The sequence below is a fragment of the Arcobacter venerupis genome (genome assembly GCF_013201665.1).
GTDB classification, from domain to species: Bacteria; Campylobacterota; Campylobacteria; order Campylobacterales; family Arcobacteraceae; genus Aliarcobacter; species Aliarcobacter venerupis.
The window spans coordinates 2,600,185-2,622,148 of the sequence record NZ_CP053840.1; the positions used below are offsets into that span (position 1 = coordinate 2,600,185).

At 27.6% G+C, this 21,964-nt stretch carries 26 protein-coding genes; 3 read left to right on the top strand and 23 right to left on the bottom strand.

All coding sequences use genetic code 11. The annotated features are described in order from the left end of the window. Nucleotides 1-23 precede the first annotated feature (23 nt). From AVENP_RS12895 to AVENP_RS12945, 11 genes are all read right to left on the bottom strand, one after another. Nucleotides 24-2,111: a flagellar hook-basal body complex protein gene (locus AVENP_RS12895; RefSeq protein WP_128359673.1), complete on the bottom strand. Its 2,088-nt coding sequence runs from the start codon at nucleotides 2,109-2,111 to the stop codon at nucleotides 24-26. Nucleotides 2,112-2,188: 77 nt separating this feature from the next. Then, nucleotides 2,189-3,649, bottom strand: coding sequence for a flagellar hook-basal body complex protein (locus AVENP_RS12900; protein WP_128359674.1), 1,461 nt, complete (start codon nucleotides 3,647-3,649; stop codon nucleotides 2,189-2,191). A gap of 9 nt (nucleotides 3,650-3,658) precedes the next feature. Then, nucleotides 3,659-4,342, bottom strand: a complete 684-nt coding sequence (locus tag AVENP_RS12905; protein ID WP_128359675.1) for a flagellar hook assembly protein FlgD — start codon at nucleotides 4,340-4,342, stop codon at nucleotides 3,659-3,661. A 9-nt stretch (nucleotides 4,343-4,351) separates the two neighbouring features. Then, nucleotides 4,352-4,639, bottom strand: coding sequence for a FliM/FliN family flagellar motor switch protein (locus tag AVENP_RS12910; RefSeq protein ID WP_128359676.1), 288 nt, complete (start codon nucleotides 4,637-4,639; stop codon nucleotides 4,352-4,354). A gap of 73 nt (nucleotides 4,640-4,712) precedes the next feature. Continuing rightward, nucleotides 4,713-5,372 carry a FliH/SctL family protein gene (locus tag AVENP_RS12915; RefSeq protein ID WP_128359677.1) on the bottom strand — a complete coding sequence of 220 codons (660 nt, stop codon included), beginning with the start codon at nucleotides 5,370-5,372 and terminating at the stop codon, nucleotides 4,713-4,715. Beyond that, nucleotides 5,372-6,382 carry a flagellar motor switch protein FliG gene (gene fliG, locus AVENP_RS12920; RefSeq protein ID WP_128359678.1) on the bottom strand — a complete coding sequence of 337 codons (1,011 nt, stop codon included), beginning with the start codon at nucleotides 6,380-6,382 and terminating at the stop codon, nucleotides 5,372-5,374. Before fliG ends, AVENP_RS12915 begins: the two co-directional genes overlap by 1 nt. A gap of 14 nt (nucleotides 6,383-6,396) precedes the next feature. Then, complete coding sequence (gene fliF, locus AVENP_RS12925; protein WP_128359679.1) at nucleotides 6,397-8,112, bottom strand: flagellar basal-body MS-ring/collar protein FliF; 1,716 nt, start codon at nucleotides 8,110-8,112, stop codon at nucleotides 6,397-6,399. Between the two features lie 16 nt (nucleotides 8,113-8,128). After that, a complete protein-coding gene (flgB, locus tag AVENP_RS12930; RefSeq protein ID WP_128359680.1) occupies nucleotides 8,129-8,533 on the bottom strand; it encodes a flagellar basal body rod protein FlgB in 405 nt (134 codons plus the stop codon). Then, nucleotides 8,533-9,252 carry a flagellar hook-basal body protein gene (locus AVENP_RS12935; protein WP_128359681.1) on the bottom strand — a complete coding sequence of 240 codons (720 nt, stop codon included), beginning with the start codon at nucleotides 9,250-9,252 and terminating at the stop codon, nucleotides 8,533-8,535. Before AVENP_RS12935 ends, flgB begins: the two co-directional genes overlap by 1 nt. A 16-nt stretch (nucleotides 9,253-9,268) precedes the next feature. Beyond that, complete coding sequence (locus tag AVENP_RS12940; protein WP_172664315.1) at nucleotides 9,269-10,240, bottom strand: hypothetical protein; 972 nt, start codon at nucleotides 10,238-10,240, stop codon at nucleotides 9,269-9,271. 20 nt (nucleotides 10,241-10,260) lie between these two features. Further along, the gene (locus AVENP_RS12945) at nucleotides 10,261-10,632 is read right to left on the bottom strand and encodes a response regulator (RefSeq protein WP_128359683.1); all 372 of its coding nucleotides are present in this window, start codon (nucleotides 10,630-10,632) and stop codon (nucleotides 10,261-10,263) included. Between the two features lie 159 nt (nucleotides 10,633-10,791). Here AVENP_RS12945 and flgG point away from each other — a divergent pair, with 159 nt between their 5' ends. Genes flgG through AVENP_RS12960 form a run of 3 tightly spaced genes read left to right on the top strand, consistent with a single transcriptional unit; the run spans nucleotide 10,792 to nucleotide 13,002 of the window. Beyond that, nucleotides 10,792-11,580, top strand: a complete 789-nt coding sequence (flgG, locus tag AVENP_RS12950) for a flagellar basal-body rod protein FlgG (protein ID WP_128359684.1) — start codon at nucleotides 10,792-10,794, stop codon at nucleotides 11,578-11,580. Between the two features lie 18 nt (nucleotides 11,581-11,598). Further along, the gene (locus AVENP_RS12955) at nucleotides 11,599-11,979 is read left to right on the top strand and encodes a hypothetical protein (protein WP_128359685.1); all 381 of its coding nucleotides are present in this window, start codon (nucleotides 11,599-11,601) and stop codon (nucleotides 11,977-11,979) included. 3 nt (nucleotides 11,980-11,982) lie between these two features. Beyond that, the gene (locus AVENP_RS12960) at nucleotides 11,983-13,002 is read left to right on the top strand and encodes a hypothetical protein (protein ID WP_128359686.1); all 1,020 of its coding nucleotides are present in this window, start codon (nucleotides 11,983-11,985) and stop codon (nucleotides 13,000-13,002) included. Between the two features lies 1 nt (nucleotide 13,003). On the opposite strand, the gene rimM is transcribed toward AVENP_RS12960, so the two are convergent. From rimM to AVENP_RS13020, 12 genes are all read right to left on the bottom strand, one after another. Further along, on the bottom strand, nucleotides 13,004-13,537 hold the full coding sequence (gene rimM / locus AVENP_RS12965; RefSeq protein ID WP_172664316.1) for a ribosome maturation factor RimM: 534 nt from the start codon (nucleotides 13,535-13,537) through the stop codon (nucleotides 13,004-13,006). 6 nt (nucleotides 13,538-13,543) lie between these two features. Then, nucleotides 13,544-13,783, bottom strand: coding sequence for a KH domain-containing protein (locus tag AVENP_RS12970; protein ID WP_118887199.1), 240 nt, complete (start codon nucleotides 13,781-13,783; stop codon nucleotides 13,544-13,546). Between the two features lie 18 nt (nucleotides 13,784-13,801). Continuing rightward, nucleotides 13,802-14,029 carry a 30S ribosomal protein S16 gene (gene rpsP / locus AVENP_RS12975; protein WP_004511333.1) on the bottom strand — a complete coding sequence of 76 codons (228 nt, stop codon included), beginning with the start codon at nucleotides 14,027-14,029 and terminating at the stop codon, nucleotides 13,802-13,804. A gap of 89 nt (nucleotides 14,030-14,118) precedes the next feature. Continuing rightward, complete coding sequence (gene ffh / locus AVENP_RS12980) at nucleotides 14,119-15,471, bottom strand: signal recognition particle protein (protein ID WP_128359688.1); 1,353 nt, start codon at nucleotides 15,469-15,471, stop codon at nucleotides 14,119-14,121. Between the two features lie 148 nt (nucleotides 15,472-15,619). Beyond that, nucleotides 15,620-16,378 carry a pseudouridine synthase family protein gene (locus AVENP_RS12985; protein WP_128359689.1) on the bottom strand — a complete coding sequence of 253 codons (759 nt, stop codon included), beginning with the start codon at nucleotides 16,376-16,378 and terminating at the stop codon, nucleotides 15,620-15,622. Continuing rightward, a complete protein-coding gene (waaA, locus tag AVENP_RS12990) occupies nucleotides 16,369-17,520 on the bottom strand; it encodes a lipid IV(A) 3-deoxy-D-manno-octulosonic acid transferase (protein WP_128359690.1) in 1,152 nt (383 codons plus the stop codon). The genes AVENP_RS12985 and waaA overlap by 10 nt, the downstream gene beginning before the upstream one ends. Next, on the bottom strand, nucleotides 17,520-18,239 hold the full coding sequence (locus tag AVENP_RS12995; RefSeq protein ID WP_128359691.1) for a zinc ribbon domain-containing protein: 720 nt from the start codon (nucleotides 18,237-18,239) through the stop codon (nucleotides 17,520-17,522). The genes waaA and AVENP_RS12995 overlap by 1 nt, the downstream gene beginning before the upstream one ends. Then, complete coding sequence (locus AVENP_RS13000; RefSeq protein ID WP_128359692.1) at nucleotides 18,232-18,987, bottom strand: Nif3-like dinuclear metal center hexameric protein; 756 nt, start codon at nucleotides 18,985-18,987, stop codon at nucleotides 18,232-18,234. Before AVENP_RS13000 ends, AVENP_RS12995 begins: the two co-directional genes overlap by 8 nt. A 9-nt stretch (nucleotides 18,988-18,996) precedes the next feature. Beyond that, nucleotides 18,997-19,935, bottom strand: coding sequence for a glycine--tRNA ligase subunit alpha (glyQ, locus tag AVENP_RS13005; protein ID WP_128359693.1), 939 nt, complete (start codon nucleotides 19,933-19,935; stop codon nucleotides 18,997-18,999). Continuing rightward, nucleotides 19,936-20,169, bottom strand: coding sequence for a glutaredoxin family protein (locus AVENP_RS13010; RefSeq protein WP_128359694.1), 234 nt, complete (start codon nucleotides 20,167-20,169; stop codon nucleotides 19,936-19,938). Then, nucleotides 20,169-20,663, bottom strand: a complete 495-nt coding sequence (gene purE / locus AVENP_RS13015; RefSeq protein WP_128359695.1) for a 5-(carboxyamino)imidazole ribonucleotide mutase — start codon at nucleotides 20,661-20,663, stop codon at nucleotides 20,169-20,171. The genes AVENP_RS13010 and purE overlap by 1 nt, the downstream gene beginning before the upstream one ends. A gap of 38 nt (nucleotides 20,664-20,701) precedes the next feature. Then, the gene (locus AVENP_RS13020; protein WP_128359696.1) at nucleotides 20,702-21,964 is read right to left on the bottom strand and encodes a glycosyltransferase family protein; all 1,263 of its coding nucleotides are present in this window, start codon (nucleotides 21,962-21,964) and stop codon (nucleotides 20,702-20,704) included.

The following is a 21,964-nucleotide window of genomic DNA, read 5'->3' on the forward strand; positions in this document are numbered from 1 at the left end:
GATATTCTACTCTATTTAAGAAATTATCTTTTTAAGCCAATTAAGGTAGTTAAAAGTTCGTCAGCTGTAGTAATAGATTTAGCATTTGCTTCAAAAGCTCTTTGAAAAACCATTAAATTTACAAGGCTCTCTGATAAGTCAGCGGTACTTAGTTCTAATGTTTTAGTTTGTATTTCAGCTGTTTTAGCATTATTTAAATTATAAATAGGATCACCTGATTCATTTGTTTTTGCTAAAAGATTTCCACCTACTGGATTTAATCCTCTATTATTATTAAAAACAGCAACTGCAACTTGACCAATAGCAAATTCAACGCCATCTTGTTTCATTGTAATAAGACCTGTACTATCAACTGAGAATTCTCCAAAAGGAGAATCAGAAATACCTAAAGTGTCCAATCTTAATTGTAAACTTCCTTTTGTTGATGTTTGGTCAACTTTATTTGTTATTTCAATAAATTCTGCACCAGCACCTTTTCTTCCTGAATAATTAGCATTTACATCTATTGGAGTGAAAACTCCAGCAGGAGCCACTGCTGTACCTGAAGCATCATCAGAAACTTTCATACTTCCTGTAAATTCAACATCATAATTTGAATCAAGTGTCTCTACTACTAAATTTCCATTTACATTTCTTGCTACAACTTGTGCTGATAAATCTGGATTAGAATTAATTTGCGAAACTACATCATCAATACTTGCTGCATTATCAATATAAAAAGGTTTAGCTTGAGGAGGAACACCACCATCATTTGGTATTGGTAAGTTAATTCTTAACTCTTTATCATATATAGTTAAGCCATAAGTATAATCTTTAGGTGTGCCATCAATTCCCAAATTAGAAGCAGTATAAACATCTTGTTGTTTTCCAGTTATTAACTTAGTAAGAGCATCTCTTGAGGCATCTAATGCACCAATTCCTGAACCTTTTGATGCTGTTGATGTTGTTTGGAAATTTCCTTGAACTACTGATTCTTCACCAGCTGATTCTGCTACTTCTGATATTTTAAATTCTTGACCAGGAATTAATGATTTAATTTGAATAATACCTTTTAACATATCAATATTATTTGTCGAAGATGTATATGTTTCCCCTGTATTAAAAGCATCTGCTCTTCCAGAGTCAATAGCCATTGTTGCCACAAGACCGGGTATCTCTGAAATTTGATCAGCTAATGCTTTATATGTAGCAATTTTACCTGCAGCTTTATCATAAACTGCAATTTGTGCTGGTGTTAAAGTTCCAGTTGGATCTGCGTATGTTACAGGATCATCAGCAAAAAGTTCAGCTTTTAGAGAATCACTTGCACTAGTTACAACAAATTTTTGTGAAATTTTATTCCCATCTATATATACATATATTTGATCTGAATCTTTTCCAATAACTGACTCACTACCTGATTTAAAATTAATTTGAGATATTTGAGGAATTGATGTGGCTGATAAAGCATCTGGTTCCTCTTTTAATTTTTGTAACCAATTAGTATAATCTTTTATTGCTGCTTCAATATCAGAGACTTTTGAAGATTTTGTTTTTCCACCATCTCCACTAAAAACTGTGCTTGAATCTGATTTTGCAGTCAAGTTATAATCAGTTGCTTTAGCTGTAATTGTTTCTATGTAAGTACCGTGCCTTATTATTCTTGAAGCTAAAGGTTTAGTAAAATCAGAAGTAAAAACACTTGTATTTGGATTTGTACTTGTTACATCATTTTGGCTATCAATTGGACTCATCATCCAACCTTGTACCTCATTTCCTGCTGAATCTTGAAGAGTTCCATTATCACCCATTCTAAAATTCCCAGCTCTTGTATAAAAGGTTTCAGATCCTCCTGAAGTACTTGATTTCATTACTGTAAAAAATCCATCCCCATTCAATGCCATATCATAGTTTACACCAGTTAATTTGGTACCACCTTGAGTATATAATTTTTCTGCATCAAGTACTGTAGAACCTTTTCCAATTCTATCTTGGTACATTTGATCTGCAAATGAAATTCTTGAGGCTTTATATCCTATTGTATTTACATTTGCTATATTATTTGACTCATTATCTAAAGCTTTTTGTTGTGACGCTAATCCTGAGATTCCTGTCCAAAGTGCTCCTATCATGACTGATCCTTTATTTATTAAGGTGATGAACTTTAATGTTCATATATTAATACTTAATTAGCACTAATATAAAAACACTATTTTCTTAATTGAATTGCAGTTTGTAACATTTCATCAGAAGTTGTAATTGACTTAGAATTTGCTTCAAATGCTTTTTGGTATACTAGCAAATTTGTTAAACTATTCGCTGTACTTGATGTACTCATTTCTAAAGAATTACCAACAATTTTGTTTAAAGTCCCTGCATAAAATGCTCGTCCTGACTCTAAAGTATTTTCATACATATTGTCACCCTGCGGCATTAGTCCTTGTTCATTCGTAAAATTTGCGGTCTGTAGTTTTCCAACTATAAACTTATTACCATTATCTTTTAAAAAAATTATTCCATCTGATATTTCAACTTTACCAGAACTATTTTCTGATAAATTTAAATTCGATAGTTTCATTTGTATTTCATTAACAGATAATGATTCTTGACCAACTAAAGACATTGTGCTTGTAATATCTAATAATTTAGCATTAGAAAATTCTAATGCAGTTTTTAATGCATCTCGAGAGCTATTAACCAGCCCTATTCCTGAACCTAAAATTGCATTTTGAGTATTTGTAATATTCAAAAAATTTTCATTTATTTGAGCATCTTTTATTTTTACTTCTTTTGCAGGAATCAAAGAATTAATAGTTAAAAGTCCAGTTGTAGTATTAACAGATGAACTTAAACCTTTGATATTAGATATTTTATCTGAAAGTTTTTTCATCGTTGTTGCAATATCTGTATCAAAAGCCTGACGTATTTCAGCATTATCTATTGTAACTTTTATACTATCATTCTCATTTATCAATTGATTCATAGAAGTTGATAAATCAATATTAGTTACTTGAGAAGCTGAAGGAGAAGAAACTGCTGTTGACGTTGTTGAATATAAATCAAGTTTGTTCTTATAATCAGTAATTAAAGCATCTATGTCAATAATTTGTGCAGATTTTGTTTTTAATCCATCTCCACTTACACCTTTATCAACAGCTGAAGTTGTGTAGTTAGTTGCTCTTGCATTTATTGTTTGCAAAAAGTTTGGATTACCTATAGTTTGTGCTACAATATTTTCAGTATATGAATCATCAAATTTCGTTTTTGTTGAATCAGAAGTAACAATATTATTTGACTGAGGAGTTAATCCAAGTACCTTCATGCCATTTTGAGTTTGTAATAAGCCATCTTCAGCCATATAAAAATTACCAGCTCTTGTATAATAAGTATCATTAGTTTTTCTGTCTGAGATTATAAAATAGCCTTTCCCTTCAATTGCAACATCATAATTATTATTTGTTTGTTTCAAATTACCTTGTGTCATAATTTTACTTACAGAACTAATAGATGTACCTTTTCCATATCCATTTTCATACATCATATTTTCAAATTTTATATCATCAGCTTTATGTCCAATAGTATTAACATTAGTAGAATTATTTGATTCAACATTTAATGCTTTTTCAAAAGCACTTAAACCTGAAACTCCATTCCATAATGAACCAATCATTTTTTCACCTTAGAATATTTTTGTTATAGTTGAAAAGGGTAATGTAGTCATTTGGTCAGAATACACAGCTACAGAGACACCAGCTAATGAATATTTATTATCTGGAATTTTTTCATCATTTTCATCAAGTATTGTTAATTTACCATCACTAACTAAAGGAGTCCCCGGAGCTGTTAAAACAATTTTCTTTCCTGTTTTAACACCATTATCATCTAAAATCTCACCATTAACATTGTAATTTACTATTGTACTTTTTGTGGGATCTGTAGAATCAGGAAGAACAACTCTATCTTCAAGATATAAAATTTCTTGTGCTTTTACTTGAATATTTCCATCAACGTTTTCTACTGATCTTACTGTATATGCTTTAGTAACACCTGATTGATTAATATTTCCATCTTCAACATTTTTTCCAATAATTCCTGATGCATTTGATAAAGAAGATTGTGAAAAAGCCGTTTGCATTGATTGCATTGCTTTTATCATTTCTTGATTTGTATTCATAGATGACATTTGCATCTGAGTAGAAAGCATTGATGCTGAATCTGTTGGTTTTGTTGGATCTTGCATTTTTAATTCTTGAATCATCAATTTTAAAAAATCATCATTAGTTAAAGTATCATTACTTATTGCTGTTGTATAAGTATTACCGTCTACACCTGTGCTTGAATTTACTTCTACTGTACTAGCCATTTTAATCTCCTATATCATATGTTCTTCAAAGAAATATCGAACTACATTATCAGAGTCCATAGAATCTTGAACTCTAACAGCCAACTTATCATCCATTACAATAATATCACCTGTTCCAATGATTCTTGTATTTACATAAATTTCGCCACCTGTTCCAGCGGCTTTATGCAAAGAAATTATATCACCATCACTTAATTTAAGAAATTCCGAAACTGTTATATTTGTACTACCTAGCATTACATCGACAACTATCTCTGTATCAACTAATAAATCATAATCTCTTTCACTAATTTCCATTTAAATACTTTGCTTATTATTTTGATAAATTATATCATAAAGTTACAATATTTACTAAATGATTTTTTTATTACTAAATGATTAAATCCAAAGAATCGAGCATTGAAGAAACTTTTGATTCAATATTTCCATCGAAATTGCCAAGATCACTTGCAATTACTACACCACCTGCTGTCACGTTAGCATCTTTTTTTAATTCTATAAAAGGTTCTAAATCTAATTGACCTTTCAAAATTTCATAATCCTTGGGATTAAGATGTATTTGTACTTTTGAAGCTGTTTTAATCTTATTTAAAAGATGATTTATTGTTTGTTGTGCAATCTTTGACGAATTTTCACCTACTTCAATACTTATAATTTTTTGTGCAATTGAAATTGATGTTTTTAATAATTTAGTTTCCATTTGAAAAGTTGCTTGTTCAAAAAAAGCAGCATAATTCTTTAAATCTTTTATTGCTTGAACAACTTGTGCATCAACATCCTTTCCTTTTATTCCATCACTTTCAATACTATTAACTTTTTGAGATATCTCATTTATTTTTAAATTTAAATTTCTAATTTCAATAAGAACAGGATCTGTACGTCCATTTATTTCCCTATCATCTAAAATTGATTTAGAATTTGAAAGTACATTATTATCAATTTCACTATTTATAAAAGTACCTAATTCATATTTCTGTACTTCTTCATTTTTAGTTAAAATCTTAGCACTAGAATATACATTATCAGCCATTAACCATTCTCTCTCTCAATGATGCCATCTTCTATCATTTTTTGTGCTACATCTAACATTTTTCTTTGAGCAATTTCAATATCTTTGATTTTTACTTTATTCGACATTTCAAACTCTTCTTTGAATCTATCTCTTGCTCTTTGTGACATTGAAGATGTAACTTTTTCCATATCTTCATCTGTAGCATTCTTCATTGCAATTACAACATCTGCTGTATCTACACCTTGTAAAATCTTCATAATATATTCAGGATCTAGATTTAATAAATCTTCAAATACAAACATATTTTCTTTTATTTTTGTTGCAAGAGAAGTATCAATTCCATTTATATTTTTTAATATATCTTGCGCTTTTGGTCCTAATTTATTAAGCATATCAGCCACAACTTTTACTCCACCAACATCAACAATTGATGATAATAAAGATTCAAGTTTTTTCTCCAAAACTAAGGATATTGTTCTTACAACATCAGGAGATACATCCTTAATAGTTGCTATTTGAATAGTTACTTTCACCCTTATTTCTTCATCTAATTGCATTAAAACTTCTGAAGATTTATTCGGATCCATATGAGATAATATTACTGCAATTGTATGAGGAGATTCATCTTTAATAAAGTCACTTAATTGTTTTGGATTAATCCCATCTAAATATGAAAAAGCTTGAGATGCTAGTTTCATTTTTGATAATTTTGCTAATACTTCATCAGCTTCATTTTTCCCGAGTGATTTATATAAAATTTCTCTTGCAAAATCATAACCACCTGAACTTATAAAACCTTTTGTTCTAGTATATAAATGGAATTCTTCGAGAACTGCTATTGACACATCTTTATTTATCGATGTAATTTGAGTAATTGCCGTTGAAATTGCTTCAACTGTCTCTTTAGGTAAATGTTGAAATATTTTAACAGTTGATTCTTCACCTATTAATACAAAAAATCTTGCAACTTTTTCCATCATTGACATTCCTTTTAGAATATCATTTTCTTTTGTATTACTTTCAGCCATTATTTAACACCTTTTTATTTAAAAGTTCCACTACCTTCATTTAATAGTAACTCAATCATTCTCGCAACTTCAAGTGGATTAGTATTTATATCTTTATCTAATTCTTCAATAAATACTTCATATCTTGCTGCTGATTCTTCATCTAAGCCTTCAATATTGTTTAATATTTGACTTTTAACTTTCGATTTTAATCTTCCTTGTGCAGTACTTGAATCAAACTCATTTTCATAATCTGTTAACATATCTTTAACTAAATTTTCATCTGTTCCATCAACACTTTTTCTTGTGCCATCACCTAATATAACAACTTCATTGCTTGCAATAAATTTTCTATAAAAAATAAAAAGTAAAATTGCAGCTATTAAATATTGTATATATTCACTGAAATCTCTTAAAATAGATTTAATCATTGCAACCGTATCAGTAGACTCATCACCAACAATTATAGCATTCCCATCTTTATCTAAAGTTTGACTAATTTGTTCTATTGGTTTTACTCCAATAAATTTAAAATCTTTTACTGTAATTTTGTCACCTCTTGCTTTATCAAAACCAATTGTATCTTGAACTACAGACTCTAATGAAGTTATAAAATCATCCTTATTTATATCTTTAAGCACAGAAGAATCAAAGGTTACAGCAGCAGTTATACGCTTAATATTAGTATAATTATTGTCTTTTTGACTAATTATTTTTTTAGAAATTTCATAATTTGTAACAGTGTTTGTACCTTCATTATTTGAAGCTATATTATTATTTCCAGTGCTTGTAGCAGGTTGCTGAATATTACTATCAACGCCTGCTACACCACCATTATTTGAAGGCATACCTTGTGATTTTGAACTATTTTCTATTACTTGTTGTGATCGAATAGTTCCCTCAGGATTATAAATTTCTTCTTCAACATCTTTTTTAACAAAGTCTAAAGATACTGTAACTTTTGCAACAACTCTTCCAACTCCTACAAAAGGTTCTAATAAAGCAACAATTTTCTTAGAATAATCTTCTTCTAAGCCCTCTTTATATTTATTTTGTGTTGTTGATTTTAAATTATTAATCTCTTCTGGTGATTGTTCAAGTAAACTTCCATCTTGGTCAATAAGTTGAATGTTTTCATGTTTCAAATCTGGAACAGCAGAAGCAATAAAGTTTTTAATCCCATCTATTTGCTTTTGAGTTAAAAATATTCCTGGCTTTAATGAAACCATAACAGAAGCTGTAGTGTCACCCCTTTTTTCAGTAAAAATTGTATCTTTTGGAATTGCAATTTTTACACTTGCTCTTAAAACACCATTTAAAGATTCCAAAGATCTTGATAATTCACCTTCTAGTGCACGTAAATATTTAACTTTATTTTCAAAATTTGTAGTACCTAAAGAAGATTTTTCAAATATTTCCCAACCAACATGTTGACTAGTTGCTGCTTCACTTGTAACTAATTTGATTTTAGCAATATTTATAAACTCTTTTGATGTTTTTAAAGTTAAACTATTTCCCGTTCCACTTACTGCAAATAAAATTCCTGATGCTTCAAGCTCATCACTTGCTAACATAACTTGAGATTTAGTTAAATTTGAAGCAATTGTATAATTTAATTTTTTATCTTCTGCATTGATACTTGAAAAAACTAAAAAACCAACTAATAATATAAATAATAAAGAGAAACCTCCTATTATTACTGCTCTTTGAGCAGTATTTAAATTACTAATAAACTTTAAAAGTTGATCCATTGATTACTTATCCTAATTAATTTTTTGCAGAAGATTCAATAACTGATCTAAATAATCGAGAATCCCTTTTTATAGATGATTGAATAGCATCGAATAATACTTTATTTTTAGACATTTCACTCATTTGAGTATCTAAATTAACATTATTACCATCATTTTGTTCTTCTAATCCTGCAACTTGGATAAGTTTAGGATTTCCTATAGATGAATTATTATCTATAGATGCGATGTGTCTTGAATTTGTTTGTTTCATTTTTAAAGTATTATCTAATTTATTGTTTAACACATCATCAAAAACCAAATCTTTTGTTTTATAGTTTGGTGTATTAATATTAGCTATATTACTTGAAATAACTTTTTGCTTTTCACCTCTAAAGTTTAATTGCTCATAAAGATTGCTTGATACGCTACTTGCTTCCATTATTTAGTATTACTTCCTATTTTTTCTATTAATGAAGCATTTAATTCATCTATGGATTTAACGGCTTTTTGTGCTTGTTCAAAACTTCGGTTTGCATCTATTAATTCAACCATTGTACTAACTGAATTAACATTTGATTTTTCTATAGCACCATTAACAATTAAACTATCATTATTATCAAATATTTCCATTTGATTAGGATTTTTTATTGAAAAAGTATTGTCTCCAATTTTATCTAAGTTTGTATATGGGATTTTAACAACACCAATTTGTGAAGCAAATTCATCCTCAAGTGTAATTGGCTCATTATCAGCATTTAATATATTATTTCCATTTGAATCAACCAAAAAATTATCTAAATTTTTAAAAGCACCATCTCTTGTATAAACTATATCTCCATTTGCATTTTGAACTTTAAAAAAAGTATCAGAATCATTTAATGCAAAATCTAGTTTATTTCCAGTTAATGTAATAGAACCCATTTCAGAATTAATAAATTTTGAATCAATCTTTGGTATGTTGTTTGTTACTGTATTTATTTTAGTTGGAACAACATTTTGCTCCTGAGCTTTTTGTAAATAATAATTAAAAGTAGTTTCTGTTGTACCTTCTTGTTTAAAACCATTTGTATTTAGATTTGCCAAATTATTACTAATTTGATCAAGCCTATTTATTTGGTTTATCATTGATGCAGCGAGTGGATAAGTACCTTGATTCATAAACTACTCCTCTAAATTATTTATTGTTTGAAAATTCTGCAATTAATTTATCTAAATCATCACCAATTAAATCATTTGTGTCATCACCATGTATATGTCTTGCAATTGCTACTTCTTTTGTTGCACCATCATCTTCAAATAAGTTATTTAAATACATAGATAACTTTCTAATAACAGACATAACTCTTTCGATTTTTTGTCTATTTATATCATTAAATTGCATTAATTCCATTGCTTGAAAAATTTCTAAATCTTCTGAATTAAGTATACCTTTTAATTTTTTCAAAGAATCTGACATTTTATTTGCGCTAATTAAATGTTCATCAAATATTTTTATATTCGGAAATTTACTATTCAATGAATTAAGTAAATTTGATTGCATATTAATAAAAGATTCAAAATCTTTTATCTGATTTCTAATTTCATTATTATTATCAAGTGTTAAGCTTAATACATCAAATATCTGTGAAACTTTTTCTTCTGAATCGTTCGCAACTTGACTTAACTGATTAACAACTTTTGTATCTTTTTCTGCAGGAAGAGGAAAAACACCTTCATTTATTTTAGTAGATGTCCAATCTTTTACTATTTCATCTTCGCTTCTGTTAGATTTTTGTTCATTTAATAGCTGCATTTTTTCTGATTTAACTGCTGATGATAAATCAAGCATAGGTTCATCTACTATTGGTTCTAAACTTTTTTCTAGTGTATTTTTTTCATTTACACTTTCGATTTCACTTAATAGTTTCTCAATGTCTGTACTATCAACACTACTAGAATTAGATTTAGGTTTAATAACTTCTTCAGATATTACGACTTCTTCTTTTTTTATTTTTTTACTACTATCTTCTTTAAATTCTTCTGTTTGTGATAATAACTCTTCAATTTCTTGCGTATTGACTTTTACACTCTCTGATGCGTCTTCTGAATCACTATCATCTTCAATATCAAGACCATTCATTAAAGCTTCAATTTCTTCTTGGCTCATACTCATGATAATACCTTATATTATTTTTTTAATACTCCGTCAAGTTTCTCTTTTAAAACTTCAGCATTAAAAGGTTTAACGATATAATTATTAACACCAGCTTTTAAAGCTATAATAACTTCGCCTTTCCCACCTTCTGTTGTAATCATAATTATAGGTGTTTTTTGATGGATACCTTCACTTCTAACTTTTTTAACTAATTCTAAACCATTCATATTAGGCATATTCCAATCTGTTAGAATAACATCATATCGACCTTCACTAAGTAGTTTCCAAGCTTTTACACCATCTTCAGCTTCATCAAAACTTTCCTTAGTAAATCCTAATTGCATAACCACATTACCAATGATTCTTCTCATTGTAGAGCTATCATCAACTATTAGAATTTTCATTAACTATCCCTTTTTTTATAAATATCTTCAAATTAGTATGCATTATATATAATTTGTTTTAAATTTATACTTAATGTATCTAAAAAACTATAAGCTATTTTATCTAAATTTAATTATTCTTAAAATATAATAAATATATGCAACTTTTAAGGATATACCGTGATTAGAGGACTTTACACAGCAGCAACAGGTATGAACTCAATGCAACATCAAATCGATGTAACATCAAATAATATAGCCAATGTTAATACAACAGGTTTTAAACAAGATAGAGCTGAATTTCAAGATTTAATGTATGAATCACTAAATTACACAGCAGGACAAACAACTCAAACAACAATGAATCCAACAGGCATTGATGTAGGACTTGGAGTTAGAATTTCTGGTATTCAAAAGAATTTCACAGAAGGTGATTTAAAACAAACATCAAATGACTTGGATTTAGCAATTGAAGGCAAAGGTTTTTTTCAAATAACATTACCAAGTGGTGAAACAGCCTATACAAGAAATGGGGCTTTTAAGCGAAATAATGAAGGTTCAATTGTTAATGCAAGTGGTTATCCACTTAGTCCTGAAATTGTTATTCCTGATAATGTTACAGATTTAACAATTGGAAAAGATGGTACAGTAACTGCAACTGATCCACAAACAAGTGCAACTGTAGATTTAGGTCAAATAACAATTGCAGATTTCATAAATCCAGCAGGACTTACCCCATTAGGAGATTCTTTATTTATGCAAAGTGATTCATCAGGCGATGCGTTAGTTGGAAATCCAACAGAAGAACAATTTGGAAGTCTTCAACAAGGGATGATTGAACAATCAAATGTTAAACTAGTTAATGAAATGGTTGATTTGATTACGGCTCAAAGAGCTTATGAAGCTAATTCAAAAGCGATAACTACAGCTGATAGTATGCTTGATACTGTAAATAGATTGAAAAACTAAAGTAGCTAAATAAAGTTTATGAATTTAGATGAATTAAAGAAACTTCGTGAAGAAAAAGTTTTAGCCCATAAAAGAAAAAAAAGGGAATATTATCTCAAAAAAAAGCAAGAAGTAGTAAAAAAAGTTTATGATTATGATACAGAACTTAATAATGAGAATTTTACTCTTAAAATAAAAGAGATTATAAAAGCCCAAAAGAATTATCTTGATAATAGAAAAGATATAATTATTTCTAAACTAAATGAATATAAAGATAAAAAAAAAGAATATTATGAATTGAATAAAGAAAAAAGACTTGAATACGATAAAGAGTATCGAGAAAAAAGAAAAGAAGAACTTAAAGAGTATAGAAAAGAGTATTATAAAAAGAAAAAAGAAAATAAAACTTTAAAAGAGTAAACAATGCCAGATGAAAAAGATATAGAACCTGAAAATATAAATTATACAACTAAGGATTACTCTTCAGGTGGTGGAGATGATGAAGAAACTTCTTCTGAAATCAGTGAAGATATTGAAGATAACAATGAACCTCCAATTGAACTAAAAGATGAATTTGTAAAACCTAAAAAAAGTATTTTATTGAAAATATTATTTGGAATTATTGGTCTTTTATTTTTACTTTTAATTATAGGAGCTATTTTATATTTCACAGGCTTTTTTAAACCAAAAGAGATAAAACAAACTGAAGCACCTATTGAGGCACAAACTGCTCAAAAGGTTGAACCTGCACAAGATACATATAAATTTGATATTAAAGATATAAATTCAAAAAAATTAAATGAGCAATTAGCAAATCTAACTAATGCAAATTTGAATAATGATAAAATTGATGAGTTAGAAAAAAAAGCAAATGAAGAAAAATTAATAGCTGAACAAAAACAAAAAGAAGATGAATTATTAAAAGAAAAAGAAGATGAATTATTAAAACAAAAAACTGAACTTGAAGAGAAAAAACAAGAATTAGAAAAACAAAAAGCACAACTTGAATCAATGAAACAAGAAGCTTTACAACTTAAAGAAGAGTTATCTAATATAAATGCACAAGAACCAAGTGTATCAACGCAAGATAAAGTTATTCAAGATGCTTCCAATAAAACTACAATGAATCATGATGATAAAAAAGTTGAAAATTTAAATAATAATTCTATTAAAAAAGAAAATAAAAATGGATTTTTAATGTTGATTAATGTTGCGAAAATAAAAGGTGTTTTATACAAAAAATATCTTGATAAACTTACTAAAATCAATCCTAACATAAAACTATGTAGAGATGATCAAAATAGAATTGAATTGTACTATGGGCCTTTTGAAGATGATACTCAAAGAAGTGAATTATTAAATAAATTGATTAGCAATAAATTTAATGAAGCATATGAATTAGAATTTACGCAAGAAGAGTATGATAAAAGATGTAACTATTAATTTAAGAATTTTCTAAAATAATTAGTGAATCTTTTACTTCTATTTTTTTATCATTGATATTTACATCTAAAATGTATTTATCAAACATATGAGGTATTAAAAATACTTTTGAGAAACCTTTTTCAACAAGTTCATCAGAAGTTTGAATTTCTAAATAATCATTTAAAGGATACCTTTGTATCTCTTTAACTTTTCCTAACAATAAATCATTTTCAAATACATTACAAGAAATTAAATCAAACCAAAAAAATTCGTTCTTTTTTAATTTACAGTTCTCTTTTGTTTGCTCAATTGTTGAATATAGTTCTTGATTAGTTAGTTTTTTAGAAGTTTCGAGATCATCAAAATTTTCAAATTTTATTAGTTCTCGAGTAGTATTATATTCAGCTACTTTTAGTTCTAATTTTTTATTAGTTTTAAAAACAGCACCTTTTTTAAACTGCTCAGGAAAATCTGTATCCATAAAAAGTCTTAAATGACCTTGTAATCCAACAGCTTTTCCTAACTTAGCTACAAATATATCATTACTATTCATAGACAACTATTTCACCACTACTTGTATTTTATATGAAATACCATCTTTTGCTTTACAACCATTTGCCATAGTTTTTAAAGCATTAATCATATTACCATTTTTACCAATAAGCTTGCCAATATCAACACTGTTTACACTAATAATAATTTCAGCAAAATTATCATCAATTAATTCTTTTGTAATAGTAACATCCTCAGGAACGCTTACAATTAGTTTTGCATAGTTTTCTATAAATTTAGTAATCATATTATTTTCTAATTATAATTATTTAGAAGCTAATTTTTTAACTTTTTCAGAAGGTTTAGCACCAACACTTAACCAATAGTTATATCTTTCTTCATCAATTTTTAATACTTTTGGCTCAACTACTGGGTTGAAATAACCAATTGATTCAATCCATCCTGAATCTCTTCTTTTTCTTGAGTCTGTTACAACGATTCTGTAAAATGGTTTTTTGTTTCTTCCCATTCTTGTTAATCTAATTACTGTCATGTTTTCTTTCCTTTTTTGATTATAGTATTGAATTCTGAACTCCAAAACATGAAAGTTAAAAGTTCACAGCTCAACACTATTTAATTTATTTATCTAGGGATTTTTGGCATCCCATTTGGTCCCATTTGAGACAACATATTTTGTAAACCTTTCATTCCGCCCTTAGAAGAAAGTTGTTTTGCCATTTTTGAAGCATTTTTAAATTGTTTCAAAATTTTATTGATTTGAACTTCTGAAAGTCCAGAACCAACTGCAATTCTTTTTTTTCTGCTAGGATTCATTAAATCTGGGTTTTCTCTCTCTTTTGGAGTCATAGAACCAATAAGAGCTTTAATTCTTTTAATCTCAGTTGAGTTTTCAAAATCCATATCTTTAATTGGTCCAGCCATTTGTGAAAGACCGGGAATCATCCCTATAATAGATTTCATTGAACCTAATTTACTCATCATAGAAAGTTGATCCAAAAAGTCATTAAAGTTAAATTCACCTTTTTTAATCTTTTTACTAACTTCTTTTGCTTTTTTCTCATCAATAATTGCAGAAGTTTTTTCAGCAAGTCCTTCAATATCTCCAAGACCTAATAATCTTGAAACAATTCTATCTGGAATAAATACTTCTAAATCTGGCATTTTTTCACCAGTACCTATAAATCTTAAAGGAACTTCAACTTGATTAGCAATAGAAAGTGCAACTCCACCTTTTGTATCACCATCATATTTTGATAAAATAACTCCATCAATTCCTATTTTTTCTTTAAAAGTAGTTGCTGTTTTTGTAGCATCATGTCCTGTTAGTGCATCTGCCACATAAAAGATTTCATTTGGATTAATTGCATCTTTTACATTTTTTAATTGCAGCATTAACTCTTCATCAATTGCAAGTCGTCCTGCTGTATCTATTAATAAAACATCGTAATGTTCTTTAACTGCTTTTGCTTTAGCTGCAAGTGCAATTTTAATTGGATTAGTTTCATTGTCATCGAAATAAATATCAACTTCAATTTGAGCTGCTATTTGTTTTAATTGTTCAACTGCTGCTAGTCTTTGTAAGTCACAAGCTGCTACTAAAACTTTTTTCTTTCTAGTTTTTAAATAGTTAGCTAATTTACCTGTCGTAGTTGTTTTTCCAGAACCTTGAAGTCCTGTCATTAAAATTGTTGTTGGAGGAGTATTTGAGAAAACAAAACCTTGATTTCCAGGAACTGTTAAAAGTTTTGTTAATTCACTTTTTAAAGCTCTTAAAAATGAATCTTGACCAATACCTGCATTTTTTGTTTGTAGTTCAATGGCAGATATTAATTCTTTTGTAGTTTTATGATGTACATCAGCTTTTAATAAAGCTTTTTTAAGTTCTGCTGTTGCTTTTGTTAAAGCTGCAACATCATCTTGATGTCTTATTTTGTTAACTGCATTTCGAATTGAGCCGGTTATTGAATCAAACAAAGTAAATCTCCACAATTTTTAAATTGCGTAATTCTACTTTAAATATGCTTTATTTTAGATTAAATTGCGAAGTAGTTTAAGTAAATATTTATATTTATATTTTTAGTAAAACCCTAAATATAGGGTTTTACTATTTATCTAAGCTTAATTATGAATTAAAGTCATACACTTTAAATTCTTTTGGTTCCTTTGATTCAAAAACATAATCAAAGATTTTTGTAATTTTTGAATGAAGTAAAACTCTATTTATATTTGAAGCTGTTCTACCATAAATTGCATCTCCAATTATTGGTAATCCAACAGAATTTAGATGAACTCTAATTTGATGAGTTCTTCCAGATTCAATAACAACTTTAATTTTTGATTTATTACCCTCAACTAATACAGGATAAACTGTACTTTTTGCTGGTTTTCCTCTTTTTAAATCAATTTTAGATTTTGCCATTCCTCTATCTTTTGTAGTTAGAATTGGTTTATCAATTTCTATTTCATCAACAACTTTCCCCTCAACAATAGCAACATACTCTTTGTAAACTCTATTTGCTTGAAATTCTTTAATTGCTTTTTTCTGAAATTCTTCATTTTTTGCAAACATCATTACACCACTAGTTTCTTTATCAAGTCTGTTTAATAAAATTGCCTTTTCATATTTTTTTGCAACATCATCAGCAGTTAAAAACGCTGGTTTATCAACTACTAAAATATCATTATCTTCAAAAATTACTCTTATTTTAGAGATCTCTTTAATATTAAATTTTGTATCACTTCTAATTTCACCACGTGCAATTAAAACCTTTTGCTCACCAACTTTTACAACACCTCTATCGATTAACTCTTTTGCCTTTGAGTTTGATATATTTTCTTGTAATGCTAATAGTTTATACGCTTTATCATAAGTTACAGCCATCTGTTTATCTCCTTTATTATAGGTTCGATAGAACCTGCTTTTGTTAGTATAGGTTTTTCTAAATTTTTTATATTATTTAAATAATCACCTAATTCATCATTTTGTATTAAATAGTAATTTTTGATACAATCAAAAAGAGATTTTTGATTAAATATATTTTTACCACTAATAATCTTACAATTAAAAAAAGCAGGCTCAACTGGATTATGCCCACCAATTTTTTCAAATGCACCACCAAGAATAACTACATCTGATATTGCATAAATATCATTTAGTATTCCCATTTTATCAACTAATATTATATCAGATTCAAAATCCTCTTTTGAAGAATATCTGTGATATGAAATATTTTTATTTTTAATATACTCTTTTATAAGTAAATCAACTTTGTCGAATCTTTCTGGATGTCTTGGAACTATTACTAATTTTCCTTGCTGTTTTTTATAAGCATCTAAAATTAATTTTTCCTCATTTTCATGAGTACTAGCAGCTGTTATTAAAATACCATTTGTTTTTTCAAAACTAATATTCACTTTTGGTAACTGCGCTAGTTTTATATTTCCAATAACTTCAACATTAGAAGCACCCAATTCTTCAAGCCTTTGTTTATCTGTCAAACTTTGTGCAAAAACTTTATCAATATTTTTAAATATTCTTTTGTATAAAAAAGAAAATCTTCTATATGATTTATAAGATTTATCTGAAATTCTTGCATTAATTAATAAAGTTTTTGCACCTTTTTTCTTTGCTATCAAAAAAAGTAGATACCAAAGTTCCGCTTCCATTACAACTAAAACTTTTTGTTTATTTATCCAAAATGGCAAAAATATTTCAAATGGCAAATATCTTACATTTGAAGATATTTTTTTTGCTTCTTCAAATCCTGTATTTGTTATAACAGAAATATTTGCATCATTCAAATAATTTTCAATCAAAGGTTTAATAGCTTTTGTTTCACCCATTGAACACGAGTGAAACCAAATACCATTTTCTTTAAATTTACGATTATTTCTTAAAAAAAATTTTGCGGGAATTGCTTGTCTATATTTAGAATTTTTTGATTTAAAAATTAAATAAGGAATTGCAAGTATATAAATAAAACTTAATATTAAGTAATAAAATATACTAAAAAGGCTCAAGATTAAGCCTCTTCTATTTCATCTTCTTTATAAAGTATTCTTCCACAATGTGGACAATTAACAATCTCTTCTGCTTTAATAACTTCTGCATAAGTTTTATCATTAATTTTCATATGACATCCATAACATGCTTGTTTTTTTACAGGTACAACAGCTGAATCTTTAGCCCATCTTTTGATTTTTTCATAAAAAGTTAAAATTTTATTATCAAATATTTCTAATAATTCACTTCTTTCTTGATATACAACATTTCTGTCTTTATTAATCTCTTCAATAGTAGAATCAACTGCAACTTGGATTTCTTTAATATCTTCTTCTTCAACAGCTAGTTTTTCTTGTAACTCTTTTAAAGTAACTTCTTTATTTTTAGCAAGACTATCTAATCTTTCGATTTCTTCATTTGCAAATGAAATTTGCTCTTTTGCAATTTCTTCTTCTAATTGTAAAGCTTTTAACTCTTTTTCATTGTGAACATCTTTGTTCTTTTTAGCAATATTGTCTAACTTAGTTTTTAATTCAGCTAAGTGAATATTGTTTTTTGTTCTTTTTGATTTTACATCATCAATTTCTAAATAAATTGAATTAATTGATGCTTTAATTGAGGCTGCTGTTTCAACAAATGTTGCTAACTTAGCTTTTTCATTCTCAATTTTTGGTTCAAACATACTAATTGCTGTATCAAATTTTGATAATTTGATTAAATCCTGTAAATACTTATTCAACCGTTTCTCCTTCTATAAAAAACTCAAATGGATTTTTTGAAGCTGTTATTATAGCTTTTAATTTATTTTTTTTCAAATATTCTGAAAGAAGTCCCTCTAACAAGGTGTTGAAGTATCTTTCACTCTCATAGTGTCTTATGTCAATAAGTGATAAACCTCGAGCTTTTGCTTCCATCGCATCGTGATATTTTATATCACCCGTTAAGAAACAATCAGCCTTTAATTCATCAATTAATGACATTCCAGAACCTGTAACGATTCCTATTCTTTTAATAAAATCATTACATCTAACTGTTTTTGTAGTTTTTAAACCCAATTTTGATGAAACATATTTTACTAGCTCATCAAAGTTCATATTTACTTCACAATAAGATATAAACTCTTTTGAATTCTCTATTTTAAATCCAAGTATCTCTTCTGTTACATATTTATTTAAATGGGTTTTATCAATATTTGTATGCATTGAAATTAAAGAAATATCTTTTTTAATCAATTCTTTTAGTAATTTTGTACTATAAGTATCAAAATTTACTTTTTTTAATCCTGAGAAAATCAAAGGATGGTGAGTAATTATTAAAGAGTTTTTTTCAACTTTTGATAATAATTCTTCATCTAAATCAATACTAATATAGATATTTTTAATCTCATCAGATAATGAACCTACAAGAATTCCTGCATTATCCCATTTTTCTTGTAATTCAAATGGAGAAATTTCATTTAAAACATCGTAGATTTCTTGTAGTTTCAAAGTAAACTCCTAAACAAATAATTCAGGATGTTTTACTTTTAGCTCTTCTAATGCTTTTAAAGAAGCAGGACTTCCAATTCTAGCTAATCTAGCTGGCTCTTGCTCTTTGTAAAGCATTGCGCATCCTTGAGCTAATTCTCGCACTTTTAAAATGTAATTTTGTCTTTCCGTTACGGAAATTGCTTTTCTTGCATCTAAAGTATTAAAAGCATGTGATGCAATCATACATTGATCATATGCAGGAAGTGGAAGAGCTGCATTTAAACATGATTTACACTCATTAAAAGCATCATCAAAATGTTTAAATAACATATCAGTATTTGCTACTTCAAAGTTGTAAGTAGAAAATTCAAATTCACTCTCTTTATGAACGTCTCCATAAGTTGTTTTACCAAATTTATTTTCATTCCATACAATATCATAAACAGAATCTACACCTTGTAAATACATAGCAAGTCTTTCTGTTCCATAAGTTATTTCAACAGCTACAGGATCACAAGCTAATCCACCTACTTGTTGAAAATATGTAAATTGAGTAACTTCCATTCCATCAAGCCAAACTTCCCATCCAAGCCCCCAAGCTCCAAGAGTTGGTGATTCCCAGTTATCTTCAACAAATCTAATATCATGTTTAGATATATCTAAACCTAAAAATTCTAAAGATTGTAAATATAAATCTTGAATATTATCTGGACTTGGTTTTATTAACACTTGAAATTGATAATAAGCACCCAATCTATTTGGATTTTCTCCATATCTTCCATCAGTTGGTCTTCTGCTAGGTGCCACATAAGCTGTACTCCAAGGAGTTGAGTCTAAACTTCTTAAAAGTGTAGCGGGATGAAATGTCCCTGCACCTGCAGGAATATCGTAAGGTTGAACAATATTACAACCTTGATTTGCCCAAAATTCTTGTAATTTTAATAGAATTTGTGAAAATGTAACCATTTATTTAAGTCCTAACTCTTTATTTATTTTATCTTTATCAAAACCACAAATCCATACATTTCCTATTAAGATAACAGGAGCTCCTGTACATTTGTGCTTTTGACAATCTATTAATGCTTGTTTATTTTTTGATAAATCAACTATGTTGAATTTTATCTTTTTAGTTTTTAAGTAAGTACTAGCCTCTTTGCACCATTTACAATTTGGTAAAGTAAATAGTGCAACAGGTTTCATTATAAAAGTACTTCTATTTCTTTAGAATCAGTCTCAACAGCTTTTGCTTTTACAATTCTGTCTTCTTTTAATTTAATTGATAATTCTTTATCAGTAATTGCTAAAATTTGCATTGCTAAATAAGCAGCATTTATTGCTCCAGATTTTCCAAGAGCTACAGTAGCAACTGGCATACCTGCAGGCATTTGAACAGTTGAAAGCATTGCATCCATGCCATCCATTGCTCCACCTTTCATAGGTACTCCAATAATTGGTTTAGTTGTAGTTGCAGCTAATGCACCAGCTAAATGAGCTGCCATTCCTGCAGCTGCTATGAATACTACAGCACCTTTTTCTTCTGCTTCTTTAACATAATCTTTAGTTCTTTCTGGAGATCTATGTGCTGATGATATAATCATTTCATACTTAACATTAAATTTTTCAAAAGTATCTGCACAATTTTTCATAATTTCAAAATCTGATTTACTACCCATAATAATTGATATAAAATTCATTCTAATCCTTTTTTTATTTTTAAAAGTGCAAGATTATATCAAAAATTATCTAATAGTTTTATAATCTTATTTACTTTCAATTTATTCCAAGACTCAAATTTATTTATAGTTAGGCTATCATTATCATAAATGAATTTTGATAAATTTTTTGATTTATCTTCTATAAAAATTGGTTTAATATATTTAAAATATTTTATTTTCTTCAAATAATCATTTTGTGTAAAAATTACCACTGTTGGCACCATAAAAGCATCACTTATATGAAATGTTGAAGTATCAGCTGTAATAATTCTGTCCATTGAAGAGATAATATACATAAAATCATTTATATTTTTTGATTCTTTTGTTAAATCAATAAACCTATCATCTTTTATTTTATTATCTATTAAAAGTGTAGAAACTATGATGTAATTTTCTGCTTTTAACAAAAGTGATTTTAATAATTCAATGGCAATATTTTGAGGAATTGATTTATTTATATTTGCAGAATATGGATGAAATAAAAGCAATTTACCTTTTGATTTTAGCTCTTTTAATCTTTTTTTTAGACTATCTTGAACTTTATAATTTGAAATATCTAATTCATTATATTTTTCATTTTCACTTATTTTTTTATAGTCTATTCCAAATTTTAAAAGCCAAGCATCAACATAATTTAAAGAGTCTAGTTCTAAAAAATTTATTGATATACTATTATCTATAAAGTAATCATATTCACACAATTTTTTTGAAGTAATACTCAAGGGAAGAATATTATTGATGTAATCTTGTGTTTCATATATCTGTTTATCTCTTGTATAAAAACTATTATTTGAAGCATTAATATACATATCAAATTTTATATTTTTATAAATCTCTTTTAGTTTTTTATGAAGTATTCTCAAAGCTGTACAAGAAGAAACCATCTCACTAATACTAGTACCAACTCTTCCAATAATTGCAATTGACACTTCATCTTTTTTTATACTTGTTAGTTGTTTATAAATATCTACTTTTTTAATATCTTGGAAAAATTTTTGTTTAAAATTTTCTCTGTAATTATATTCAGCAAGATTTCGGATTCCCAATTCAATTGGAAAGTTTTCTGTAGTTCTAATTTTATCTTCATTTAATACTTTTGCAAAATATTTATCTTTATCAACTTTTAGGAATATCTCTTTTAAATCTAAGAAATCATCATAAGTTGTAATATAAATAGTAGAGTTTTCCATATCTGATGGAATTTTCAGTTTAAAATAATTAACCAAAGTTCCATCAGTAGTTTTAATATTTATATTTTGAGTAACTCTAAAAAATATCAT

Excerpts from the sequence above, each read along its gene's own strand:
- AVENP_RS12895 (WP_128359673.1), bottom strand. The coding sequence starts at position 2,111 with ATGATAGGAGCACTTTGGACAGGAATCTCAGGATTAGCGTCACAACAA.
- AVENP_RS12900 (WP_128359674.1), bottom strand. The coding sequence starts at position 3,649 with ATGATTGGTTCATTATGGAATGGAGTTTCAGGTTTAAGTGCTTTTGAA.
- AVENP_RS12905 (WP_128359675.1), bottom strand. The coding sequence starts at position 4,342 with ATGGCTAGTACAGTAGAAGTAAATTCAAGCACAGGTGTAGACGGTAAT.
- AVENP_RS12910 (WP_128359676.1), bottom strand. The coding sequence starts at position 4,639 with ATGGAAATTAGTGAAAGAGATTATGATTTATTAGTTGATACAGAGATA.
- AVENP_RS12915 (WP_128359677.1), bottom strand. The coding sequence starts at position 5,372 with ATGGCTGATAATGTATATTCTAGTGCTAAGATTTTAACTAAAAATGAA.
- fliG (WP_128359678.1), bottom strand. The coding sequence starts at position 6,382 with ATGGCTGAAAGTAATACAAAAGAAAATGATATTCTAAAAGGAATGTCA.
- fliF (WP_128359679.1), bottom strand. The coding sequence starts at position 8,112 with ATGGATCAACTTTTAAAGTTTATTAGTAATTTAAATACTGCTCAAAGA.
- flgB (WP_128359680.1), bottom strand. The coding sequence starts at position 8,533 with ATGGAAGCAAGTAGCGTATCAAGCAATCTTTATGAGCAATTAAACTTT.
- AVENP_RS12935 (WP_128359681.1), bottom strand. The coding sequence starts at position 9,252 with ATGAATCAAGGTACTTATCCACTCGCTGCATCAATGATAAACCAAATA.
- AVENP_RS12940 (WP_172664315.1), bottom strand. The coding sequence starts at position 10,240 with ATGAGCCAAGAAGAAATTGAAGCTTTAATGAATGGTCTTGATATTGAA.
- AVENP_RS12945 (WP_128359683.1), bottom strand. The coding sequence starts at position 10,632 with ATGAAAATTCTAATAGTTGATGATAGCTCTACAATGAGAAGAATCATT.
- AVENP_RS12955 (WP_128359685.1), top strand. The coding sequence starts at position 11,599 with ATGAATTTAGATGAATTAAAGAAACTTCGTGAAGAAAAAGTTTTAGCC.
- AVENP_RS12960 (WP_128359686.1), top strand. The coding sequence starts at position 11,983 with ATGCCAGATGAAAAAGATATAGAACCTGAAAATATAAATTATACAACT.
- rimM (WP_172664316.1), bottom strand. The coding sequence starts at position 13,537 with ATGAATAGTAATGATATATTTGTAGCTAAGTTAGGAAAAGCTGTTGGA.
- AVENP_RS12970 (WP_118887199.1), bottom strand. The coding sequence starts at position 13,783 with ATGATTACTAAATTTATAGAAAACTATGCAAAACTAATTGTAAGCGTT.
- rpsP (WP_004511333.1), bottom strand. The coding sequence starts at position 14,029 with ATGACAGTAATTAGATTAACAAGAATGGGAAGAAACAAAAAACCATTT.
- AVENP_RS12985 (WP_128359689.1), bottom strand. The coding sequence starts at position 16,378 with ATGGCTGTAACTTATGATAAAGCGTATAAACTATTAGCATTACAAGAA.
- glyQ (WP_128359693.1), bottom strand. The coding sequence starts at position 19,935 with ATGGTTACATTTTCACAAATTCTATTAAAATTACAAGAATTTTGGGCA.
- AVENP_RS13010 (WP_128359694.1), bottom strand. The coding sequence starts at position 20,169 with ATGAAACCTGTTGCACTATTTACTTTACCAAATTGTAAATGGTGCAAA.
- purE (WP_128359695.1), bottom strand. The coding sequence starts at position 20,663 with ATGAATTTTATATCAATTATTATGGGTAGTAAATCAGATTTTGAAATT.
- AVENP_RS13020 (WP_128359696.1), bottom strand. The coding sequence starts at position 21,964 with ATGATATTTTTTAGAGTTACTCAAAATATAAATATTAAAACTACTGAT.